Origin of the sequence: Mycolicibacterium aubagnense (assembly GCF_010730955.1) — a bacterium.
GTDB classification, from domain to species: domain Bacteria; phylum Actinomycetota; class Actinomycetes; order Mycobacteriales; family Mycobacteriaceae; genus Mycobacterium; species Mycobacterium aubagnense.
Window position 1 is genome coordinate 4,384,846 of record NZ_AP022577.1, and the last position, 19,245, is coordinate 4,404,090.

At 65.3% G+C, this 19,245-nt stretch carries 15 protein-coding genes; 5 read left to right on the plus strand and 10 right to left on the minus strand.

All coding sequences use genetic code 11. From position 1 onward, the window contains the following. Positions 1-305 precede the first annotated feature (305 nt). From G6N59_RS21010 to G6N59_RS31635, 9 genes are all read right to left on the minus strand, one after another. Positions 306-1,061, minus strand: coding sequence for a cutinase family protein (locus G6N59_RS21010; protein ID WP_138228772.1), 756 nt, complete (start codon positions 1,059-1,061; stop codon positions 306-308). A 291-nt stretch (positions 1,062-1,352) separates the two neighbouring features. Further along, positions 1,353-4,211: an aminotransferase class I/II-fold pyridoxal phosphate-dependent enzyme gene (locus tag G6N59_RS21015; RefSeq protein WP_138228773.1), complete on the minus strand. Its 2,859-nt coding sequence runs from the start codon at positions 4,209-4,211 to the stop codon at positions 1,353-1,355. A gap of 129 nt (positions 4,212-4,340) precedes the next feature. Further along, on the minus strand, positions 4,341-5,021 hold the full coding sequence (locus G6N59_RS21020) for a response regulator (RefSeq protein WP_138228774.1): 681 nt from the start codon (positions 5,019-5,021) through the stop codon (positions 4,341-4,343). Further along, the gene (locus tag G6N59_RS21025; protein ID WP_138228775.1) at positions 5,018-7,546 is read right to left on the minus strand and encodes a DUF4118 domain-containing protein; all 2,529 of its coding nucleotides are present in this window, start codon (positions 7,544-7,546) and stop codon (positions 5,018-5,020) included. Before G6N59_RS21025 ends, G6N59_RS21020 begins: the two co-directional genes overlap by 4 nt. 11 nt (positions 7,547-7,557) lie before the next feature. Continuing rightward, on the minus strand, positions 7,558-8,520 hold the full coding sequence (locus tag G6N59_RS21030) for a potassium-transporting ATPase subunit C (protein ID WP_138228776.1): 963 nt from the start codon (positions 8,518-8,520) through the stop codon (positions 7,558-7,560). 2 nt (positions 8,521-8,522) lie between these two features. Then, positions 8,523-10,691: a potassium-transporting ATPase subunit KdpB gene (gene kdpB, locus G6N59_RS21035; RefSeq protein WP_179970222.1), complete on the minus strand. Its 2,169-nt coding sequence runs from the start codon at positions 10,689-10,691 to the stop codon at positions 8,523-8,525. Then, complete coding sequence (gene kdpA / locus G6N59_RS21040) at positions 10,692-12,362, minus strand: potassium-transporting ATPase subunit KdpA (RefSeq protein WP_138228777.1); 1,671 nt, start codon at positions 12,360-12,362, stop codon at positions 10,692-10,694. Next, entirely contained in the window at positions 12,362-12,451 is a 90-nt protein-coding gene (locus tag G6N59_RS21045) for a potassium-transporting ATPase subunit F (protein WP_138228778.1), read from the minus strand. The genes kdpA and G6N59_RS21045 overlap by 1 nt, the downstream gene beginning before the upstream one ends. Next, complete coding sequence (locus G6N59_RS31635; protein WP_268815774.1) at positions 12,448-12,570, minus strand: hypothetical protein; 123 nt, start codon at positions 12,568-12,570, stop codon at positions 12,448-12,450. Before G6N59_RS31635 ends, G6N59_RS21045 begins: the two co-directional genes overlap by 4 nt. A 457-nt stretch (positions 12,571-13,027) precedes the next feature. Between G6N59_RS31635 and G6N59_RS21055 the strand changes: the two genes are divergently transcribed. The 3 genes from G6N59_RS21055 to G6N59_RS21065 all read left to right on the plus strand — a co-directional run bounded on the left by G6N59_RS21055 (position 13,028) and on the right by G6N59_RS21065 (position 16,563). Further along, on the plus strand, positions 13,028-14,674 hold the full coding sequence (locus G6N59_RS21055) for an acyl-CoA synthetase (RefSeq protein ID WP_138228779.1): 1,647 nt from the start codon (positions 13,028-13,030) through the stop codon (positions 14,672-14,674). 153 nt (positions 14,675-14,827) lie between these two features. Then, positions 14,828-15,202 (plus strand): YciI family protein, encoded by a 375-nt coding sequence (locus G6N59_RS21060; RefSeq protein ID WP_234884076.1) that lies wholly within the window; start codon positions 14,828-14,830, stop codon positions 15,200-15,202. Beyond that, positions 15,199-16,563 carry an RNA polymerase sigma factor gene (locus G6N59_RS21065; protein WP_268815775.1) on the plus strand — a complete coding sequence of 455 codons (1,365 nt, stop codon included), beginning with the start codon at positions 15,199-15,201 and terminating at the stop codon, positions 16,561-16,563. Before G6N59_RS21060 ends, G6N59_RS21065 begins: the two co-directional genes overlap by 4 nt. On the opposite strand, the gene G6N59_RS21070 is transcribed toward G6N59_RS21065, so the two are convergent. Next, positions 16,457-17,047 (minus strand): hypothetical protein, encoded by a 591-nt coding sequence (locus tag G6N59_RS21070; protein WP_138228781.1) that lies wholly within the window; start codon positions 17,045-17,047, stop codon positions 16,457-16,459. The two genes, G6N59_RS21065 and G6N59_RS21070, sit on opposite strands and share 107 nt — an antisense overlap. 247 nt (positions 17,048-17,294) lie before the next feature. On the opposite strand from G6N59_RS21070, the gene G6N59_RS21075 reads away from it, so the two are divergent. Next, entirely contained in the window at positions 17,295-18,377 is a 1,083-nt protein-coding gene (locus G6N59_RS21075; protein ID WP_234884077.1) for a sensor domain-containing diguanylate cyclase, read from the plus strand. Between the two features lie 78 nt (positions 18,378-18,455). After that, on the plus strand, positions 18,456-19,232 hold the full coding sequence (locus G6N59_RS21080) for an EAL domain-containing protein (RefSeq protein ID WP_138228782.1): 777 nt from the start codon (positions 18,456-18,458) through the stop codon (positions 19,230-19,232). Positions 19,233-19,245: the final 13 nt, after the last annotated feature.

Sequence of the window (19,245 nt, forward strand, 5' to 3'; positions counted from 1 at the left end):
ATTTCGAGGAGATTCGAGACTCCCTCGTCAACCCCCACGGTCGCCGATCGAAACTCTGGCTAGACCTTGCAATTCGGGCGGTTGTGGCAGTGGTGTCCGTCGCGGCAGGCGTTGCACTGACAGCCACAGGTCGACACGTTCTTGGTGGAAACCTTCATTACTGATCACCCCTGTTTGTCTCGGCTTATCGAGATATGACTACCTCACCATAGTTCGATCACGGGGCCGCGTGAAGGTCGTCGGACAGACCGACGGCCGGAACCAGTCCTTGCGAGACTGACTTCCGGCCGTCGGCTCGGGGTGATTCAGTTGGCTGTGTCGTCCGACGTCTGGACGATGGGCGCGGCCGGGGCGGCCGGGGCGCCGAGCTGGCGGGCGACGAAGTCCGCGGCCTGGTTGGCCATGCCGTTGAACTTGTACGCGCTGTGGGCGGAGCGGTCCATGCCGCCGCCACAGATCGGGTCGCCGGGGGCACACAGCTGGATGGTCTTGCCGGCGTAGGCGCCGCCGATGTTGATGGCCGGCGCTCCGCGGTCGGCGACGCTGAGCACGAAGGGGCTCGGGGTACCGAACAGGACGACCGCGGCGACGTGGGAGGCGACCGAGGCGGGCATCGGGCCGCTGATGCCGGCGGGCAGGACGAATCCGGCCGGGACGCTGCTCATGGTGCTGTAGCCGGCCACGGCCGCGCCTTGGGAGTAGCCACCGATGACGATCTTGGTGGCGGGGCAGCTGGCGGCGATGGACTCGATGCGGTTGGTGGCGTCGGCGACACCGTCAGCGGCCTGGCCGAAGTCCAGGGAGGCGGGGTAGTTGACGCCGTAGGCGTCGATGTTGCGGCCAGGCATGCGGGCGTTCAGTGCGTCGACGAAGGCCTGACCGGTGGCTCCGACGCCGGGGGCTTCGAAGGTGCCGCGGGCGAAGACGACCTCGACGTTCGCACAGGAGTCGTCAGCAGCATTGGCGGTCGCGACCGGTCCGGCGATGGCGCCGACGACGATCGTGAATGCAGCCACGGCGGTCAGTGCCACCTTGTTGGCCGCGGTACGAATGGCGCTCATGTTGTTTCCCCGTCCTTGAAGTACCAGTTGCCTGGTATAAGCCGAACGGGTGAGCTGCGATTCCACAGGGTCGGTGTGACGTACCGCATACCTAGCGTGACTAAGCATCGGGGATGAACTGCGGGCCGGAATACGTTTGGTTAACGCTTTCGCCGGCGCTCCGCGTGTGGGTGCCTGTAGGCCATGTTCGATCTGAAGGCGTCAACTTTCACTGACGGTCAGGGAAAGTTGACGCCTTCCAATCGAATGTGCCGGGGAGAGTCGACGCGACCGTGCAGTCAAGCGCTCAGGTCAACCTGACTTCGCAGGGCTCTTCTTGGCTTTGACGGCTGCTGGTGCCGCCGCCGGAGCCGCGGAGACGGGAGCGGAGGCGGGGGCAGGAACCGCAACGTGCGCTGACGGGGTGATGACCGGCCGGCACATTTCGATCGCCTTCTCGGTGTACACGCGGTAGCCGAAATCCGGGTTGTAGCCGTGGATTTCGGGGGTGTCGAGGTCGCGTAGGAAGGTGAGGATCTCACGGCTGAACACCTGGCCCGGCACCAGCACGGGGAAGCCCGGCGGGTACGGCGTCACGAACGTCGCCGAGACGACGTCCACGTCGTTGTCCAACTTCTCGAATACCTCATCAGTGGTGAGGTATTCGCAGTTGGTGTCGGTGTAGGACAGGTAGAAGGCGCGGCGCACATCGCCTTCCGGCGTGGGCACGGCGCCGTTGGTCCATGTCACATCGCAGAACACCGGATGGAAACCGCTGAAATTCGGCAGCGAGGCCGACGACGTGGTGAGGCGTCGCACCTTCTGCTCGAACCGGCTGCGCTCACCGAGGCCCATCTCAGAGACCGATTCGTCGAGCTCCGTCGCGATCTTCACCAGCACTTCGACCAGGAAGGCCACCGAGCTCCGCGTGGTACCGATGTTCGTCATGAACAGCACCGTGTTCCGCGAAGTCTTGTTGATCTGCACGCCGTGCCGGTCCATCAACTGCTCGCGTTTGAAGGTGTCGCCGTCGTAGCCGGTGTGCCCGATGGACAGGGTGATCCGGGACGGGTCAAGCACGAATTCGTCCTTGCCCCAGGCGGTCATCATGTTCTGCAGACCGGAGCGCAGCGGCTGCTCGATGTGGCTGGCCCGGAATTCATCGGGGATCAGGTCCGAGGTGCGCAGGCACCGCATGTACTTGCTCAGCAGCGGGTGGTTGTCGATCGCGTCCCGCAACTGCATGGCGTTCTCGATCTGGCGCTGCACCAGCTCGACGCCCTCCAGGGCGACCTGCCGACGGCCCAAATCCAGCGACGCCAGAATCTGGTAATTGGGTGAGGTCGACGTGTGTGCCATGTACGCCTCGTGGAAGGCTTCGGCCACCTTCTGCTCGAAGTCCTGGTCGAACACGTGGATCATCGAACCCTGGCGCAACGAGGTCAGCGTCTTGTGCGTCGACTGCGACGCGTACACCCGCACGCGCGCCTTGGCGGGGTCCGGGATCAGCCGGCGCTCGAGCAGTTCCTGGTCGGTGGGTGGCTTTTCGATGTCGGCCGTCAATTGCTTTTGGTACGTGGCGAGGTACTCGGGGTCGGCCAGCTTGTCGCGCAGTCGACGCGCGGTCGCCATCGCGGTGCGGTCCCGGTACACGGGGTGGAACCGCGCGAACGCGAACCATGCTTCGTCCCAGAGGAATACGAGATCGGGCTTGATGGCCAGGCATTCCTCCATGACGCGCTGTACGTCGTAGACGATGCCGTCGAAGGTGCAGTTGGTCAGCGAGATCATCTTGACGCGGTCGAGCTTGCCGGCATTCTTGAGTGCCAACAACTTTGACTTGATCTCGCGCAGTGGCACCGCGCCGTACATGGTGTAGTCGGGCAGCGGATACGCCTCGAGATAAATGACGTTGGCCCCGGCCATCATCATCCCGTAGTGGTGCGACTGGTGGCAGTTGCGGTCCAACAGCACGATGTCCCCGGGCGCCACCAGCGACTGGGTGACGATCTTGTTGGCCGTCGACGTGCCGTTGGTGACGAAGTAGGTGCGCCGCGAACCGTATGTCTCTGCCGCCAATTGCTGCGCTTCGCGCAGTGGCCCGGTCGGCTCCAGCAGCGAGTCCAGTCCGCCGCAGGTAGCGGACGTCTCGGCCATGAACACGTCGAGCCCGTAGAAGCTCACCATGTCTTTTATCCAGTGCGAGTTGACAATTGACTTGCCCTGGCTGATCGGCAGCGCGTGGAACACCCCTGTGGGGCGGTGGCTGTACTGCTTGAGCGCACTGAAAAACGGTGTGCGGTAACGCTCGGCGACGCCTTGCAGAATGGACAGGTGCAGTTCGAGCACACCCTCGCGGGCGTGGAACACTCGGCGGAAGTGGGGGCCGAGCCGGCCGGCGATGTCTTCGACCTCGATCTCCGTCATGAGATACAAGTCGAGTTCGGGCCGCAGCTCCTGCAGCGACGACGCGAGAATCTGTGCGCGCTCGTCGGGCGACTTGTGGTCGTCCAGCACCGCCGACACCTTGGTGTCGACAAACTGTGCCAGCGTCGAGAGGTCGCGCTCGGACTGGTGGCTGAACCGCCGCCGGATCACGACGGCCTGGAGGTTGACGTTCAATCGGGCCGCGATCAACGCCTCGTCGCCGCTGGCGACCACAACCAGCTCGTAGACGAACTCGTCGTCGGGCCGGCGCCAGCTGCGAACCTCCGCGCGCAGCGCCTGCTCCTGGGCCTCGGTCATCTTCTCGACGATCAGCACCTCGAAGTACAGCTGTTCCCGGCGGGTGACGGGCTGCTGCTCCAGCGTGCGCGGGTCGGTGGGGAACATGTCCGTGTCGTCCATACCGGCGTTGTCGATGTCGCCGGTCCGGTAGGACTCGGTGGTGAGCGCCCGATTGATCCGGGCGACCGTCTTCGAGAACTTCTCGTAGCTGCCGGCGTTGAACAGTCGCTGCACCATGCCGAATTGGAGAGCACCGGGGTAGGCCCAATAGGGCTCCAGTGGCGTCAGGGTGGCGAGCAGCTCCCGGCAGATGCCGGCGTACTGCTCCTTGAGATCACCGACGGTGGTGGTCCGGGTCAGCCGGTCCGCAGCCTCTTCGAGGCGGCACCAGGAGTCACCCCGTAGTTGCCAGACACTGTTGTACGCGCGCGAATTGTCAACCATTGCCAGCCTTTTCACAGGTACCGTCGGTGGGAGAGCGTCGCGCTTAAACCTTCCACTTCTTAGCCGCCGAATGTTGGCTTGTGTGCGAAACTTCAGCGAAATCTCGGCCACAACCCGACGCCCGGCGGGCTACTGCTGGAAGCGGTACCCCATCCCGGCCTCGGTCAGCAGGTGCTTGGGGTGTGACGGGTCGACCTCGAGCTTGCGGCGCAGCTGGGCCAAGTAGACGCGCAGGTAGTGGGTCTCCTTGGCGTATGCCGGGCCCCACACCTCTTTGAGCAGCTCCTCGCGGCCCACCAACTTGCCGCGGTTGCGTACCAGCATCTCCAACATGCCCCACTCGGTGGGGGTCAGGTGCACCTCGTTGCCGCTGCGGGTCACCCGCTTGGCCGCCAGATCGACGGTGAATGACGATGTTTCGACGACGGGCTCGTCGGTCTCGGACGCGGCAGCGCCGCGTCGGACGGCGGCCCGCAGCCGGGCCAGGAACTCGTCCATGCCGAACGGTTTGGTCACGTAGTCGTCAGCGCCGGCGTCGAGGGCCTCGACTTTGTCCATCGAGTCGGTGCGCGCCGACAGCACGATCACGGGAGCCGTGAGCCAGCCGCGCAATCCGGCCAGCACGTCGATGCCGGACATGTCGGGCAGGCCCAGATCCAGGATGACCACGTCGGGCTTGTGCTCGGCGGCCGCCTTCAATGCCTCGGCGCCGGTGGCCGCGACGGTGACGTCGTATCCGCGCACCGAGAGGTTGATCCGCAGAGCACGCAGAATCTGTGGTTCGTCGTCGATGACCAGAACCCGTGTCACGCCTGATCCTTTCCCGCGGCTGCCAGGTCTACCACGACGGTCAGCCCGCCGCCGGGGGTATCGGTGGCGGAGATCGTGCCGCCCATTGCCTCGACAAAGCCGCGCGCGACCGAAAGCCCAAGTCCCACACCGGTGCTGTTGTCTTGGTCGCCGAGGCGCTGGAACGGCGCGAACAGCTGCTCCTCGGTGCCACGGGGGATGCCCGGTCCCTCGTCGACGATCGTGATCAGTACCCGGTCACCGACCTGTCCGGCGTTCACCCGCACGACGCTGCCCGCGGAGTAGCGCAGCGCGTTGTCGATGAGGTTGACCAGCACCCGCTCCAGCAGGCCCGCATCAGCCAGCGCAACGGCGTCGCCTACTTCAACCTTCACCCGGTCGAGTCCACGGTGCCCGTAACCCGTTGTGACCCGGCTGATTCCGAGCAGTGCCCGCTGCACGACCTCTTCCATGTACACGCGCCGCAGCTCTGGCTTCACCACCCCAGCGGCCAGCCGTGAGGAGTCCAGCAGATTGCCCACCAACGCGGTCAGCTGATCCACCGATTCCTCGATGGTGGCCAGCAGCTCAGCGGTGTCCTCGGGGGAGAAGCCGACGTCCTCGCTGCGCAGGCTCGACACCGCGGCCTTGGCCGCGGCCAGCGGGGTGCGCAGGTCGTGGCTGACCGCGCTCAGCAGTGATCGGCGCAGTTCGTCGGCCTTGGCGATGGCCTCGGCGCGGCCGGCCTCCTCGACCAACGCACGTTGCCGCACCAGACCCGCCGCCTGACGGGCAACGGCGCCGAGTACCCGCCGGTCACGGGCCTCGGTCTTGCGTCCGGCCATCAGCAGCCAGTACTGGTCGTCGCTGACCTCGATGGCGGTGTCGGCAGAATCGACTGTGACACAGGGGTCTTTGCCGACGCAGGCGACGATCCCGTCTTCTTCGTGTAGGAGGCTGACGGCGCGTTGGGCGTAGGTTTCGCGCACTCGTTCCAGCAGCGTGTTCAGATCGGCGCCGCGTAGCACGCTGCCGGCGAACAGGGCCAGCAGTTCGGCTTCTTGAGAGGCATGGCGGGCTTCCTTGGATCGCTTGGCGGCGCCGTCGACCAGGGCGGCGACTGCCACCGCGACGGCGAGCAGCACCACGATGGTCAGCGCGCTGTCCGGGTCGGCGATGGTGAAGCTGTACCGCGGGGCGACGAAGAAATAGTTGAGCATCAGCCCGGACAACACCGCCGACAGTGCGGCCGGGGCGACGCCGCCGAGCAGCGCGACGACCAGTACGCCGATGAAGTACACGGCGCTCTCACCACCGACATGCAGGAACGGGTCCAGGAGTGTGGTGACGGCAGTGATGATCCCGGGTACGACGAGCGCGGCCAGCCACGACGTGAGGTGCCGCTGTCGGGGGGTGGCCATTGACCAGGACCAGCCGGGCTGGGACTGCTCATGGGTGACCATGTGCACGTCGATCTTCCCGGAGCGCTGCACGGTCTTGGCGCCGATGCCTTCGTCGAACAGCCGGGCCCAGCGCGAGCGTCGTGAGGTACCCAGCACCAACTGGGTGGCGTTCATCTCGCGCGCGAAATCCAGTAGGGCGCTGGGTACGTCACCGTCGCTGCCTCCGACGACGGTGTGCAGGGTGGCGCCGAGGCTGGAGGTCAGCTCGCGCACCTTGCCCATCTGTGGTGCGGAGACGCCCGTCAAGCCATCGCCGCGGACGACGTGTACCACCATCAGCTCGGCGCTGGATTTGGAGGCGATGCGCGACGCTCGCCGTACCAGGGTCTCGGATTCGGGGCCGCCGGTGACCGCCACCACGACGCGTTCGCGGGCTTCCCAGGTGTCCGAAATATTGTGCTCGGTACGGTATTTCGCGAGCGCGGCGTCGACCTGGTCGGCCAGCCACAGCAGCGCCAATTCGCGCAGGGCGGTGAGATTGCCCTGCCGGAAGTAATTGGACAGCGCGGCATCGACGCGTTCCGGCGCGTACACGTTGCCGTGGGAGAGCCTGCGGCGCAACGCTTCCGGCGTGATATCGACCAGTTCGATCTGGGCGGCGCTGCGGACGACGGCGTCCGGCACCGTTTCCTGCTGCTCGATGCCGGTGATCTGCGCGACGACGTCGTTCAGGCTCTCGAGGTGCTGGACGTTGACAGTAGAGATGACCGTGATGCCGGCGTCGAGCAATTCCTCGACGTCCTGCCAGCGCTTGGCGTTCTTGCTGCCGGGCGTATTGCTGTGCGCCAGTTCGTCGACCAGCACCACTTCGGGGTGGCGGGCCAGTACCGCGGGGACATCAAGTTCGGCGAACGTCCCGCCGCGGTAGTCGATGAACCGCGGCGGGATCCGTTCGATTCCGGCCAGTGCCTCGGCCGTCTTCTTGCGGCCGTGCGTCTCTACGACGGCCGCGACGACGTCGGTGCCCCGCTCGATGCGGCGGTGCGCCTCTCCGAGCATCGCGAAGGTCTTGCCCACGCCGGGGGCCGCCCCCAGGTAGATGCGTAACTCGCCCCGCTTGTCCGGCACGTCCATGTGTCCCATTGTCCAGTAGGTCAGCTGGTGGCCGGACGAAGTCCGGCAGATGACCCGAGCGGGTACCGCTTATCCAACGCCAGATTGAGTTGCAGGACGTTGACCCGCGGCTCACCCATGAAACCCAGGGCACGGCCACTTGTATTGTCCTTCACCAGCGCCCGGACCTGGTCAGCCGAGATGTGTCGGACCTTGGCGATCCGGCCCACCTGCAGGTCGGCGTAGTCGACCGAGATGTCCGGGTCCAGGCCACTGCCGCTGGCGGTGACGGCGTCGGCCGGAACCTGCGGGTCGGACGGCGCCGAGCCGCGAACCGCAACGATCTGCCCAGTCGTGTAATCCTCGCCGTACTTGGCACATTCGACGCGCACACCTTCATAGGTGGCGGCGAACGGCGCCTTGGTGGTCTCGCACGGCTGGTTCACGCTGATCACCCGAGTGGGGTTGATGACGTTGCCGGTTGCGTCGCGCGGACCAATGACCGACAGCACCGCGCCCACGGCGTCCGAGGTGCAGAACGGACGCGCGCCGGCGGCGTGGTCCAGGCCTTCGGTATCGGCGACACCGTAGCTACGGGTGCACACCTGGGTCAGCAGGCTGGCCTTGAACCCGGCATCGGCTGCCGACTTGCCGGCCTTGATCTGTGCCGGGTCACCGGGCGTGTCGACGATGCTCTCCGGGCCCAGGTTGCCGGCACCGCTGGCCGTCGGGTCGTACCCGTTGGTGCCGGCGTTGGACGGCCGACTCTGGAAGTACTGCGGCAGCACATTGCCTTTGGCATCGGTGAACAGCTGGCCGATCAGCGAGCTGCCGACGATCTTGCCGTTGGCTGTGACGATCGAGCCGTCGGCTTTGTCCTTGAGGCCGGGGATCTGGGCGAGACCCCAGACGACCACGGGATAGGCCAGGCCGGTGATGGCGGTCAGGACGAGCAGCGCGCGCAGCGCCGCCCAGTGCAGGCGAATCAGGTTGCCAATATTCATGATTAAGACATCCCAGGGACGAACTGAATGATCAGGTCAATGAGCTTGATGCCGATGAACGGGGCGATGATGCCACCCAGGCCATAGACATACAGGTTGCGGCTCAACAGTTTTGATGCGCTGCTCGGGGTGTATTGGACACCGCGCAGCGACAGCGGGATCAACGCGATAATGACAAGTGCGTTGAAGATGACCGCGGACAGGATTGCTGACTGCGGGCTGTGCAGCCGCATGATGTTCAGCAGGTCCAGACCCGGGAACAGGGCCACGAACATCGCCGGGATGATCGCGAAGTACTTCGCGATGTCGTTGGCGATGGAGAACGTGGTCAGGGCGCCGCGGGTGATCAGCAACTGCTTGCCGATCTCGACGATCTCGATGAGCTTGGTCGGATCCGAGTCCAGGTCGACCATGTTGCCGGCCTCTTTGGCCGCGGAGGTGCCGGTGTTCATCGCGACGCCGACGTCCGCCTGGGCGAGCGCGGGGGCGTCGTTGGTGCCGTCACCGGTCATCGCGACCAGCTTGCCGCCGGCCTGCTCCTTCTTGATCAGCGCCAGCTTGTCCTCGGGCGTGGCCTCGGCCAGGAAGTCGTCGACCCCGGCCTCGTCGGCAATCGCCTTGGCGGTCAACGGGTTATCGCCGGTGATCATGACGGTTCGGATGCCCATCTTGCGCATCTCGTCGAACCGCTCCCGCATACCCTGCTTGACGACGTCCTTGAGGTGGATGACGCCCAGCACCTCGGCCTGCCCATTGGCCATGCGGCCCACCACCAGGGGCGTGCCGCCGGCGGCGGAGATGCCGTCGACGATCTCACCCAGTTCGATGGGCACCGTGCCGCCGTTGGTGCGAATCCAGTCCGCCACTGAGCTGGCCGCGCCTTTGCGCAGTGACTGTCCATCCTCCATATCGACACCGGACATCCGGGTCTTTGCGGTGAACTCGACCCAGTGGGCTCCGGTCAGCTCGCCCGGGGTGCGGGCGCGCAGACCATAGGCATCCTTGGCGTACACCACAATTGAGCGACCCTCGGGGGTCTCGTCGGCCAGGCTGGACAGCTGCGCCGCATCGGCGAGCTGCTCGGCAGTGACACCGGGCACCGGGAGGAAGTCCGATGCTTGCCGGTTGCCCAGGGTGATGGTGCCGGTCTTGTCCAGCAGCAGGGTGTTGACGTCACCGGCAGCTTCGACGGCGCGGCCTGACATGGCCAGCACGTTGCGCTGCACCAGGCGGTCCATCCCGGCGATACCGATGGCGGACAGCAGCGCGCCGATGGTCGTCGGGATCAGGCAGACCAGCAGCGAGACCATCACGATGCCGGTGACGCCGAAGCTGTCCAGCGCCTGGGTGTCGGGCACACCCGGGTTGTTGGCCTTGGAGTAGATGGCCAGCGGTTGCAGGGTTGCGACGGCGAACACGAAGATGATCGTCAGGGCAGCCAGCAGGATGTTCAGCGCGATCTCATTGGGGGTCTTCTGCCGGTTGGCACCCTCGACCAGGGCGATCATCCGGTCGATGAAGCTCTCGCCGGGCTTCTGAGTGATCTGCACGACGATCCGGTCGGACAGCACGGTGGTGCCGCCGGTGACTGCGGAGCGGTCGCCGCCGGACTCCCGGATCACCGGTGCGGATTCACCGGTGATGGCCGACTCATCCACGGAGGCAATGCCTTCCACGACGTCACCGTCACCGGGGATGACCTGTCCGGCTTCCACCACGACGATGTCGCCCTGCTGCAGCAGCGGTGCGGCGACCTCTTCTTCGGTGCCGGGACGGCCGGGTGCCCAGCCCACCAGCTTGCGGGCGACAGCGTCGGACTTGGCCTTTCGCAGGCTGTCAGCTTGGGCCTTACCGCGGCCCTCGGCGACCGCCTCGGCCAGGTTGGCGAAAATGACTGTCAGCCAGAGCCAGAACACGATCAGCCAGGCGAACCAGCTTGAGTTGAGCACTGCCAGAACGGTCGACCAGACGGCGCCGACCTCGACGATGAACATCACCGGGTTGCGCCACAAGGTGCGCGGGTCCAGCTTGCGCACGGCGTCCGGCATCGACTTCCAGAGCATCTTCGGGTCGAGCAGGCCGCCCTGCACTCGGCTCTTGCCCTTGGCGCCCTGGGTCGGCGCGGGGTGGTCGGGGTCAGCGACCCCGACAGTTGCGGTTTTGGTGGACATTTAGTGGATTCCTTCAGCAAGGGGGCCGAGCGCCAGCGCCGGCAGGAAGGTCAGGGCGACCAGGATCAGCGTCACGCCGGCGACCATGCCGACGAATTGCGGACGGTGCGTGGGCAGCGTGCCGATGGACGGGGGAGTGCTGCCCTGCTTGGCCAGTGAACCGGCCAGCGCCAGCACCAGGATCATCGGCAGGAAGCGGCCGATCAGCATGGCCAGGCCCAAAGCCGTGTTGTACCAGACGGTGTTGACGGAAATACCGGCAAAGGCCGAGCCGTTGTTGTTGGCCGCAGAGGTAAAGGCATACAGCACCTCGGACAGCCCGTGCGGGCCGGAGTTCGCCATTGCCGCCCGCTCGCCTGGTAGCGCCATGGCCACCGCGGTTCCGGTCAGCACGATCAGCGGGGTGACCAGGAAATAGCTTGCGGCCAGCTTGATTTCGCGCGGGTTGATCTTCTTGCCCAGGTACTCCGGGGTGCGCCCGACCATGAGGCCGGCCACGAAAACCGTGATCACCGCGAGGATCAGCATGCCGTACAGGCCAGAGCCGGTACCACCTGGTGCGACCTCACCGAGTTGCATGTTGAACATCGTCATCATGCCGCCGAGCGAGGTGTAGGAGTCGTGGAACGAGTCGACCGCGCCGGTGGACGTCAGGGTGGTCGCGGTTGCGAACACCGCGGAATTGGCTACGCCGAAGCGCTGTTCCACGCCTTCCATGGCCGAGCCGACGGCGTTGGGGACGGTGCCGTGGTGCTGGCCCTGGAAGAGCATCATCAAGCTGACGCTGATGGTGGCCAGCGTGGCCATCACCGCCACGATGGCGTAGCCCTGCTTGCGGCTGTCCACCATGCGGCCGAAGGTGCGCGGCAGGGAGAACGAAATCACCAGCAGCAGAAAGATTTCCACCCAGTTGGTCCAGGCGGTGGGGTTCTCGAACGGGTGCGCCGAGTTGGCGTTGTAGAACCCGCCGCCGTTGGTGCCCAGTTCCTTGATGGCCTCCTGGCTGGCGACCGGTCCACCGGTGATGGTCTGCTGGGCGCCGGCCACCGTGTTGGCGATCTGGTCGTGCAGGTGGAAGTTCTCGATGGCGCCACCGGCGATCAGGATGAGCGCGGCAATCACTGCGAGTGGCAACAGGATTCGGATGGTGCCGCGCACCAGGTCGACCCAGAAGTTGCCCAATTCGGACGCGTGCCTGCGGGCGAACCCGCGGACCAGTGCGACGGCCACTGCCATACCTACGGCGGCGGAGACGAAGTTCTGCACCGTCAGGCCGGCCATCTGGACCAGGTGGCCCATAGTGCTCTCACCCGAGTAGGCCTGCCAGTTGGTATTGGTGATGAAGCTGACGGCGGTGTTCCATGCCAGGTCAGCGGTCATCGGGGTGGCCGGGTTGTTCAGGTGCAGCGGCAGTTTGTCCTGCACCAGCTGGAGGGTGAACAGAAACAGCACCGAGATTGCGGAGAACGCCAGCACGCTGCGGGCGTAGGCGCCCCAGTTCTGCTCGGCGTGCGGATCTGCTCCGATCGCCTTGTAGATGAGACGTTCGGCACGCGAATTCTTCTCGGACGTGTAGACGCGGAACATATAGTCACCGAGGGGCACGTGGACCGCTGCCAGCGCGATGATCAGGGCGATCAGGAAGATGATTCCTGAGGTGGTGCCGCTCACTAGAACCGCTCCGGGAACAGCAGCGCGGCGACCAGGAACAGCGCGGTCAACAGACACAGCACCAGGCCGATGGCGTTGGCGTAGTTCACAGGCGCTCCACCGCCTTCTGGATCAGGCCGAGCATCGCGAACAATGCGATGGTCAGCACGACGAAAATCGCGACAGACATGTTTTGGCTCCGTTTCGGGCGCGTCTGGGCGGCGCCCACCAGGCGAAGTAAACGCCGCGACAAGGGATCAGGCTCCGATCTTGATGCTTTCCTTACGGGCCCTGTGTGTTCATTTACGGAGTCCTTGCGGACCCAGTGACATGGGTCATATTCGGGGAGTATACCGGGGCGTGATTTGACTCGGATGGCCGGTGTTTTCCCAGTTCAGCAGGGTTTGTCGCATCATGTGGCCCGACGATCCGCCGGTGGTGCCCACCGTCTTTACACCCCAGAAACACGTGGGGCTTCTGGTGTCAGGAAACCGCTAGTCTTTGTGCGCGGTCAGGTCAAGACCGCGGCAGCGCAGAGACCGGGAGGCGCATCAGCTACGAGCTGCCGCGGCCGCAGCTGACGTCGTGCGGTGCCCAGTTCCGGGTAGGTGGTGTCCTCGACGCGTGCAACCGGCTAACGTGCCATTCGTGTGGGGTCGATCACCCCTCGAACTCGGGAGGCATTGGTGTTCGACGTCGTGGGTGGACTCCGCCAGAAACTGAACCATCTGGCGGAGTCCGCGACCGCGGTACGCCGGTTGTATGAGACCGGCTTGCTGGATCTGGCCAACCCCGGGGTCATGCTGGAGACCGCGAAGAATGCGCCGATATTCGGCCCTCAGGCGTCGATGGCCATCCAGGGCGGGCGCAAATACGCGGGTCTGCCGGCGCTGGTGGATGAACGCGGCACGCTGACCTACCGGCAGATCGACGACCAGTCCTGGGCGCTGGCCCGCGGGCTCCGGGGCCTCGGAGTGACCGAAGGCTCTGTGGTCGGGCTGCTGTGCCGGGACCATCGTGGCCTGATCCTTGCCATGGTGGCGTGCGGCAAGCTCGGGGCCCGGTTGGTGTTGATGAACACGGGGTTCGCCAAGCCACAGTTCGCTCAGGTCTGTGAGCGCGAAGGCGTCAAGGTGGTGCTGCACGACAGCGAGTTCCTGGGACTGCTCGACGCCCTGCCCGCGGATATGCCGCGCGTGTTGACCTGGGTGGATGAGGGCCATGAGGTGCCTGGCTCGGCACAGACCCTCGACGCGATCATTGCGGCCAATTCCACTGAGCCGCTGCCTGCGCCCAGCAAGGCGGGTGGCTCGGTGATCCTCACCAGCGGGACGACAGGCTTGCCGAAGGGTGCGCCGCGCAGCTCGGTGTCACCGTTGGCGACGGCGCAGATCATCGACCGAATCCCGTTCCCGCGCAAGGGAACCATGGTCATCGTGTCGCCGATCTTCCACAGCACCGGTTGGGCGACCTACACCGTCGGCGCCGCGCTGGGCAACAAGGTGGTGACGGCCCGGCGATTCAACGCTGAGCGGACCCTGCAGCTGATCGCCGAGCACAAGGCCCAGATGCTCGTCGCGGTGCCGACGATGCTGCACCGCATCGTCGAGCTGGGTCCCGAGGTCATCGGCAAGTACGACACGTCGTCGCTGACCACGATCCTCATCGCCGGATCGGCGTTGAGTCCGGAGCTGTCCAACCGGGTCCAGGACACCTTCGGTGATGTGCTCTACAACTTGTACGGCTCGACCGAATGCGCCATTGCCAGCGTCGCCACCCCGGCTGAACTGCGTCTCGCCCCAGGCAACGCAGGACGGGCACCGGTGACGTGCGAGGTGGTGCTGTACGACGAAAACGACCGGCGTATCAAGGGAAACAACCGCCGCGGTCGCATCTTTGTCCGCAATGGTGCACCGTTCAGCGGTTACACCGACGGCCGGACCAAGCAGATCATCGACGGCTACATGTCCAGTGGCGACATGGGGCATTTCGACGACCATGGGCTGTTGTTCGTCGACGGCCGTGACGACGACATGATCGTCTCCGGCGGCGAGAACGTGTTCCCTCAAGAAGTCGAAGAGCTCCTCGCCGAGCGCGACGACATCTATGACGCCGCCGTGGTCGGTGTCGATGACGTCGAATGGGGGAAGCGCCTGCGGGCATTTGTCGTTTCGCAGCCGGGCGCGGCGCAGGACGCCGACGAGATCAAGGCCTTCGTCAAGAACAATCTCGCGCGGCACAAGGTGCCACGCGACGTGGTGTTCATCGATGAGCTGCCGCGCAACACAACCGGCAAGCTGCTGCGCCGGGTGCTGATCGAGATGGACGTCTAAGGCAGGTTTGCCGAGCACAGCTTTCCGTTGAGCTTGCGATGAGCTTTCGCGCGATCGCGAGTCATTTCCGGAGCAATGTCGAAATCGGCCCCGCCCGTTCGACGTGTATGTGAAGGATTGACTCGACGACGAAAGGTCACCGCAATGCGCTACATGGGTTTGGTCATTATGGATCCCAACCAGGGTCCGCCTCCGCAGGCGCTGATGGACGCGATGGAGGTGTACGTCGGCAAGAACGCCGCTGACGGCATCTATGTCGATGGTGGCGGTTTGGGACAGGGGGAGAACCGGATCGGCTACCAGGTCCGGTCCGGTCAGCTCAGCACTACCGACGGGCCTTTCGCCGAGGGCAAAGAGATCATCGGCGGCTACGCCATGCTCGAGTACCGCAGCCATGCCGAGGCCGTCGAAGGTGCCCGTTCGTTCACCGAGCTCCATCGGGAGCACTGGCCCGAGTGGGAGGGCCGGGTTGAAATGCATCTGATCGAAGGGGCTCCCGACCAGGAACCGGGTGCTTGTCCTCGGTGACCAACGGCCCCGGATGTGCCGGCTCGGCCGGCGCTGAGGCCGTGACCGCCGCGTGGCGTGCCGAATCGGCACGCCTCGTGGCGGCGCTGACTCGCATGACTCGCGACATCGACCTCGCTGAGGACGTCGCGCAGGACGCGCTCGTCGCCGCGCTGGAGGAATGGCCCGACCGCGGCATTCCCGCGAACCCCGCCGCATGGCTCATGACAGCGGCGAAGCGACGGGCCATCGACCACATCCGCCGCGCCGAGACGCTGCGCCGCAAGACCGAGGAAGTCGGGCACCGGCTGGAGGAGGTCGACATGCCGGATTTCGAGGGGCAGCTCGACTTCATCGAGGACGACGTCCTTCGGCTGATGTTCCTGACCTGTCACCCCGAGCTGCCTGCGGCGTCGCGCGCGGCGCTGACACTGCGGCTGGTGTCCGGACTGAGCACGGCTGAGATTGCCCGCGCCTTCCTGGTGCCGGAATCGACGATGGCGCAACGGATCAGCCGCGCGAAGAAGAGCCTCATCGGCGTGGACATGGAGCTGCCGGTCGGGGCTGAGCGCGTCGATCGTGTGGACGATGTCCTCGCCGCCATCTACCTGACCTTCAACGAGGGCTACGTCGCGACTGCCGGCGAAGACTGGACGCGCCCGGACCTGTGCTTCGAAGCGATCCGGCTGGCGCGCATGGTGGCCGCCATGGTTCCGGACCTCCCGGATGTTCTTGGGCTGCAAGCACTTGTCGAACTTCAGGCGTCGCGGATTCCGGCTCGAGTCGATCGCGATGGTGCGCCGGTGCTGTTGGACGATCAGGACCGGGCCCGCTGGGACCACCTACTGAGGCGCCGTGGACTTCAGGTGCTCGAGCGCGCCGAGAAACTCGCCGAGGCGGGCACTCCCGTCGGGACCTATTTTCTGCAGGCAGCCATCGCGGCCTGTCATGCCCGCGCCATGCGGGCCGAGGACACCGACTGGCAGCGGATCGCGGACCTGTATGACGTGCTGGCCCTCGCCGCGCCGGGCCCCGTCATCGAGGTCAACCGCGCGGTGGCGCACGGACGTGCTCATGGAGCGGAAGCTGGGCTCGCCGTGCTCGACGCGCTCGGTCCCGATCCGCTGCCCAGGTCACCGCTGCCGGCTGCGGTGCGCGGAGATCTGTTGGAGCGCTTGGGCAGAACAGCGGAAGCGTCGGCGGCGTTCGCTCACGCCGCGACGCTCAGTAGCAACGAGGCCGAGCGTTCGCTGCTGCTGCGTCGGAGCGAACAACCTAGGCCGGCTTCTTGGTCAGGTCCGCGTTCTCGTCCTCCTGGATCGCCACGCCGTCCTTCTGCGAGGTCGATTCGATCGATCCGATCGACGAGTTCAGATCGGTGATGCCGCTGGCGTCGCCGCCCTTCAACTTGTCGAACGCGGCCTGGACGGTGTCGCCGAGCTTGTCGAGCGGCGCGATGATCGCCTTGCACAACGTGGGATCCGCCTGCACGTCGGTCGCGGCCAGGCGGACCTCGCGCTTCACGAACAGCGCGGCGAGGCCACCTTTGATGAACGCCGTGACACGGCCGTTGGCGCCCTTCTTGAACGTGCCCGCCTGGAACGGCTTCCACAACCAGCGGTGGAAGGCGCCGAAGGCCAGGCCGCTGTGCGCGACGAACTTGGTCTTGGCGAACGACGTGGTGGCCTGCGCCGGGCAGGTCTGGGAGATGGGTGCGGCGTCACCGGCGTCACCGGCCGGGTCGGCGGGGATCGAATCCGACGAGGTGGCGTTGTTTCCCGTCGATGCCTGTTTGTGCCCGCAGCCGCCCACCAGCAGGACGACCGGGATGACCAGGACTGCGATCAGACGGACCAGCGTGTTCACGAGTTACCCCCAGCAAAGATGGCTCGGTTCCAGGACCGCGCGAAGTTAGCACTCGAAGCTGGGTGTTTGGTGGCGGCCGGTGGCTTCGACGTGTCTGCTCAGAGAGGCAGACCGGCTTGGGTCTGCGAGAATCGTTCGAAAAGTACGCTTTCGCTTCCCTGAGGTGCGAGCAACACTTATATTGACGAATACGTAACAATCTTCCTGTCGTAGTCGCCTTGAGTTTTCCCGGAGCCATGGAGGCCCAGTGACTGCCGAAACCTTGGCACCTGAGCCGATCACTGGTGGCGAGTTCACGGACGCCGACTACACCCGGGGCATGGAGCGCCTGATGAAGGCGGTCCAAGAACTGTCGATGGCTCGCAGTCTGCCCGACGTCCAGCGCATCGTCCGTACATCCGCGCGTGAACTCACCGGCTGCGATGGCGCCACCTTCATCCTCCGGGACAACGGCAAGTGCTACTACGCCGACGAGGATGCCATCGAGCCACTGTGGAAGGGCATGCGATTCCCGATGGAAGCGTGTGTCAGCGGTTGGGCGATGCTGAATAAGGACGCGGCGGTGATTTCGGACATCTACCAGGACCCCCGCGTGCCGCACGAGGCCTACCGGCCCACCTTCGTCAAGAGCATGGTGATGGTTCCGATCCGGACCCTCGATCCGATCGGGGCCATCGGCAATTACTGGTCGTACGAGCGGCAGCCCACCGGGAAAGAGATCGGACTGCTCCAGGCCCTGGCTGATTCGACGTCGATCGCGATGGAGAACGTTCAGGTCTATACCGAACTCGAAGAACGGGTGCGTGACCGCACGGCCGATCTCGAGAAGGCCAAGGCGGAAATTCACCAGCTGTCGATCTCCGATGAGCTGACCGGACTGCTGAACCGCCGCGGCTTCTTCTTGCGCGCCGAACCTGCTCTTGAACTGGCAAAGCGCAACGGACACAGCTGCCTGGTGGCCTTCCTCGACGTCAACGGGCTCAAGCGCGTCAACGATGAGTACGGCCACGAAATGGGCGACGAGCTGATCCGCGATGTCGCCGGGGTCTTGCGTACGACGTTGCGCACGTCCGACATCATCGGGCGGATGGGCGGAGACGAGTTCTGCGTCCTGGTCTGCGATCCGGAAGGCGACCTGCCGGTCCTCCGGAAGCGGATATTCGACGCATTCCAGACGTTCAACGACACCCGGGATCGCGTGTACCAGCTATCCGCGAGTGTCGGCCTGCTCCACGTCTGGCCGGCCGACACGTGCTCACTCGAACAGTTGCTGGCCCGAGCCGACGAACTCATGTACGAGGACAAGCGCGCCAAGCCTGGGTGGCGATGAAATCGATCTGATTGCGGTGCCACGCTGGTTCAATTGTCTGCGTAGGGTGCGGGCGTCGACGACGGGCGGGGGAACGCCATGTCAGATCTTCTCGTAGAACTTCGCCAGGCGATCGACCGGGATCAACTCTCGCTTGTCTATCAGCCCAAGTTTGACGCGCGCACGGCCGTGGTTGTGGGGGTGGAGGCGTTGTTGCGCTGGCGCCATCTCGACCGCGGTGTGCTGCGGCCCAGCGAGTTCCTGCCGTTGGTGCGTCAGCACGGACTGATGGAGCAGGCAACGGGTCTGGTGGTCAACATGGCACTCGACGATGCGGTGCGGTGGTACACCGCGGGAGTGGAAGTGCCTGTGGCAGTGAACCTTTTCGCGCCATTGCTGAGCGACCTGAAGCTGCCGGACCAGCTGTGCCAGGCACTGGACTCGCGCGGGTTGGCGCCGTCGGCGCTCACGGTGGAGATCACCGAAGATCTGTTCGTCGACAACATGGAAGACACCCGAACAGTGCTGGCTGACTTGGCTGCCCGCGGCATCAGGGTCGCCCTCGACGACTTCGGCACCGGCTACTCCGCGCTTACGTACCTGTCCGACCTGCCGATCGACGAAATCAAGCTGGACCACGACTTCATCGCACGGGTCACCGTCGACGACCGCGCCGCCTTGGTGGTGCGCACCATCATCGACCTCGCGCACAAGCTCGGTTTCGCCACCGTCGCGGAAGGCATCGAGAGCGCCGAATCCGCCAAGCAGTTAACGGATTTCGGGTGCGACGTGCTGCAGGGGTACTTCTTCAGTCCGCCGCTGCCGGCTTCCGAGCTGCAGGACGTGCTGGCCGTCCGTGCCCGTCCGGTGTCGTAGGTACCGACCTGAG

Coding starts and splice junctions, on each gene's coding strand:
- G6N59_RS21030 (WP_138228776.1), bottom strand. CDS start 8,520: ATGAATATTGGCAACCTGATTCGCCTGCACTGGGCGGCGCTGCGCGCG.
- G6N59_RS21025 (WP_138228775.1), bottom strand. CDS start 7,546: ATGGGACACATGGACGTGCCGGACAAGCGGGGCGAGTTACGCATCTAC.
- G6N59_RS21060 (WP_234884076.1), top strand. CDS start 14,828: ATGGGTTTGGTCATTATGGATCCCAACCAGGGTCCGCCTCCGCAGGCG.
- G6N59_RS21010 (WP_138228772.1), bottom strand. CDS start 1,061: ATGAGCGCCATTCGTACCGCGGCCAACAAGGTGGCACTGACCGCCGTG.
- G6N59_RS21080 (WP_138228782.1), top strand. CDS start 18,456: ATGTCAGATCTTCTCGTAGAACTTCGCCAGGCGATCGACCGGGATCAA.
- G6N59_RS21015 (WP_138228773.1), bottom strand. CDS start 4,211: ATGGTTGACAATTCGCGCGCGTACAACAGTGTCTGGCAACTACGGGGT.
- kdpB (WP_179970222.1), bottom strand. CDS start 10,691: ATGTCCACCAAAACCGCAACTGTCGGGGTCGCTGACCCCGACCACCCC.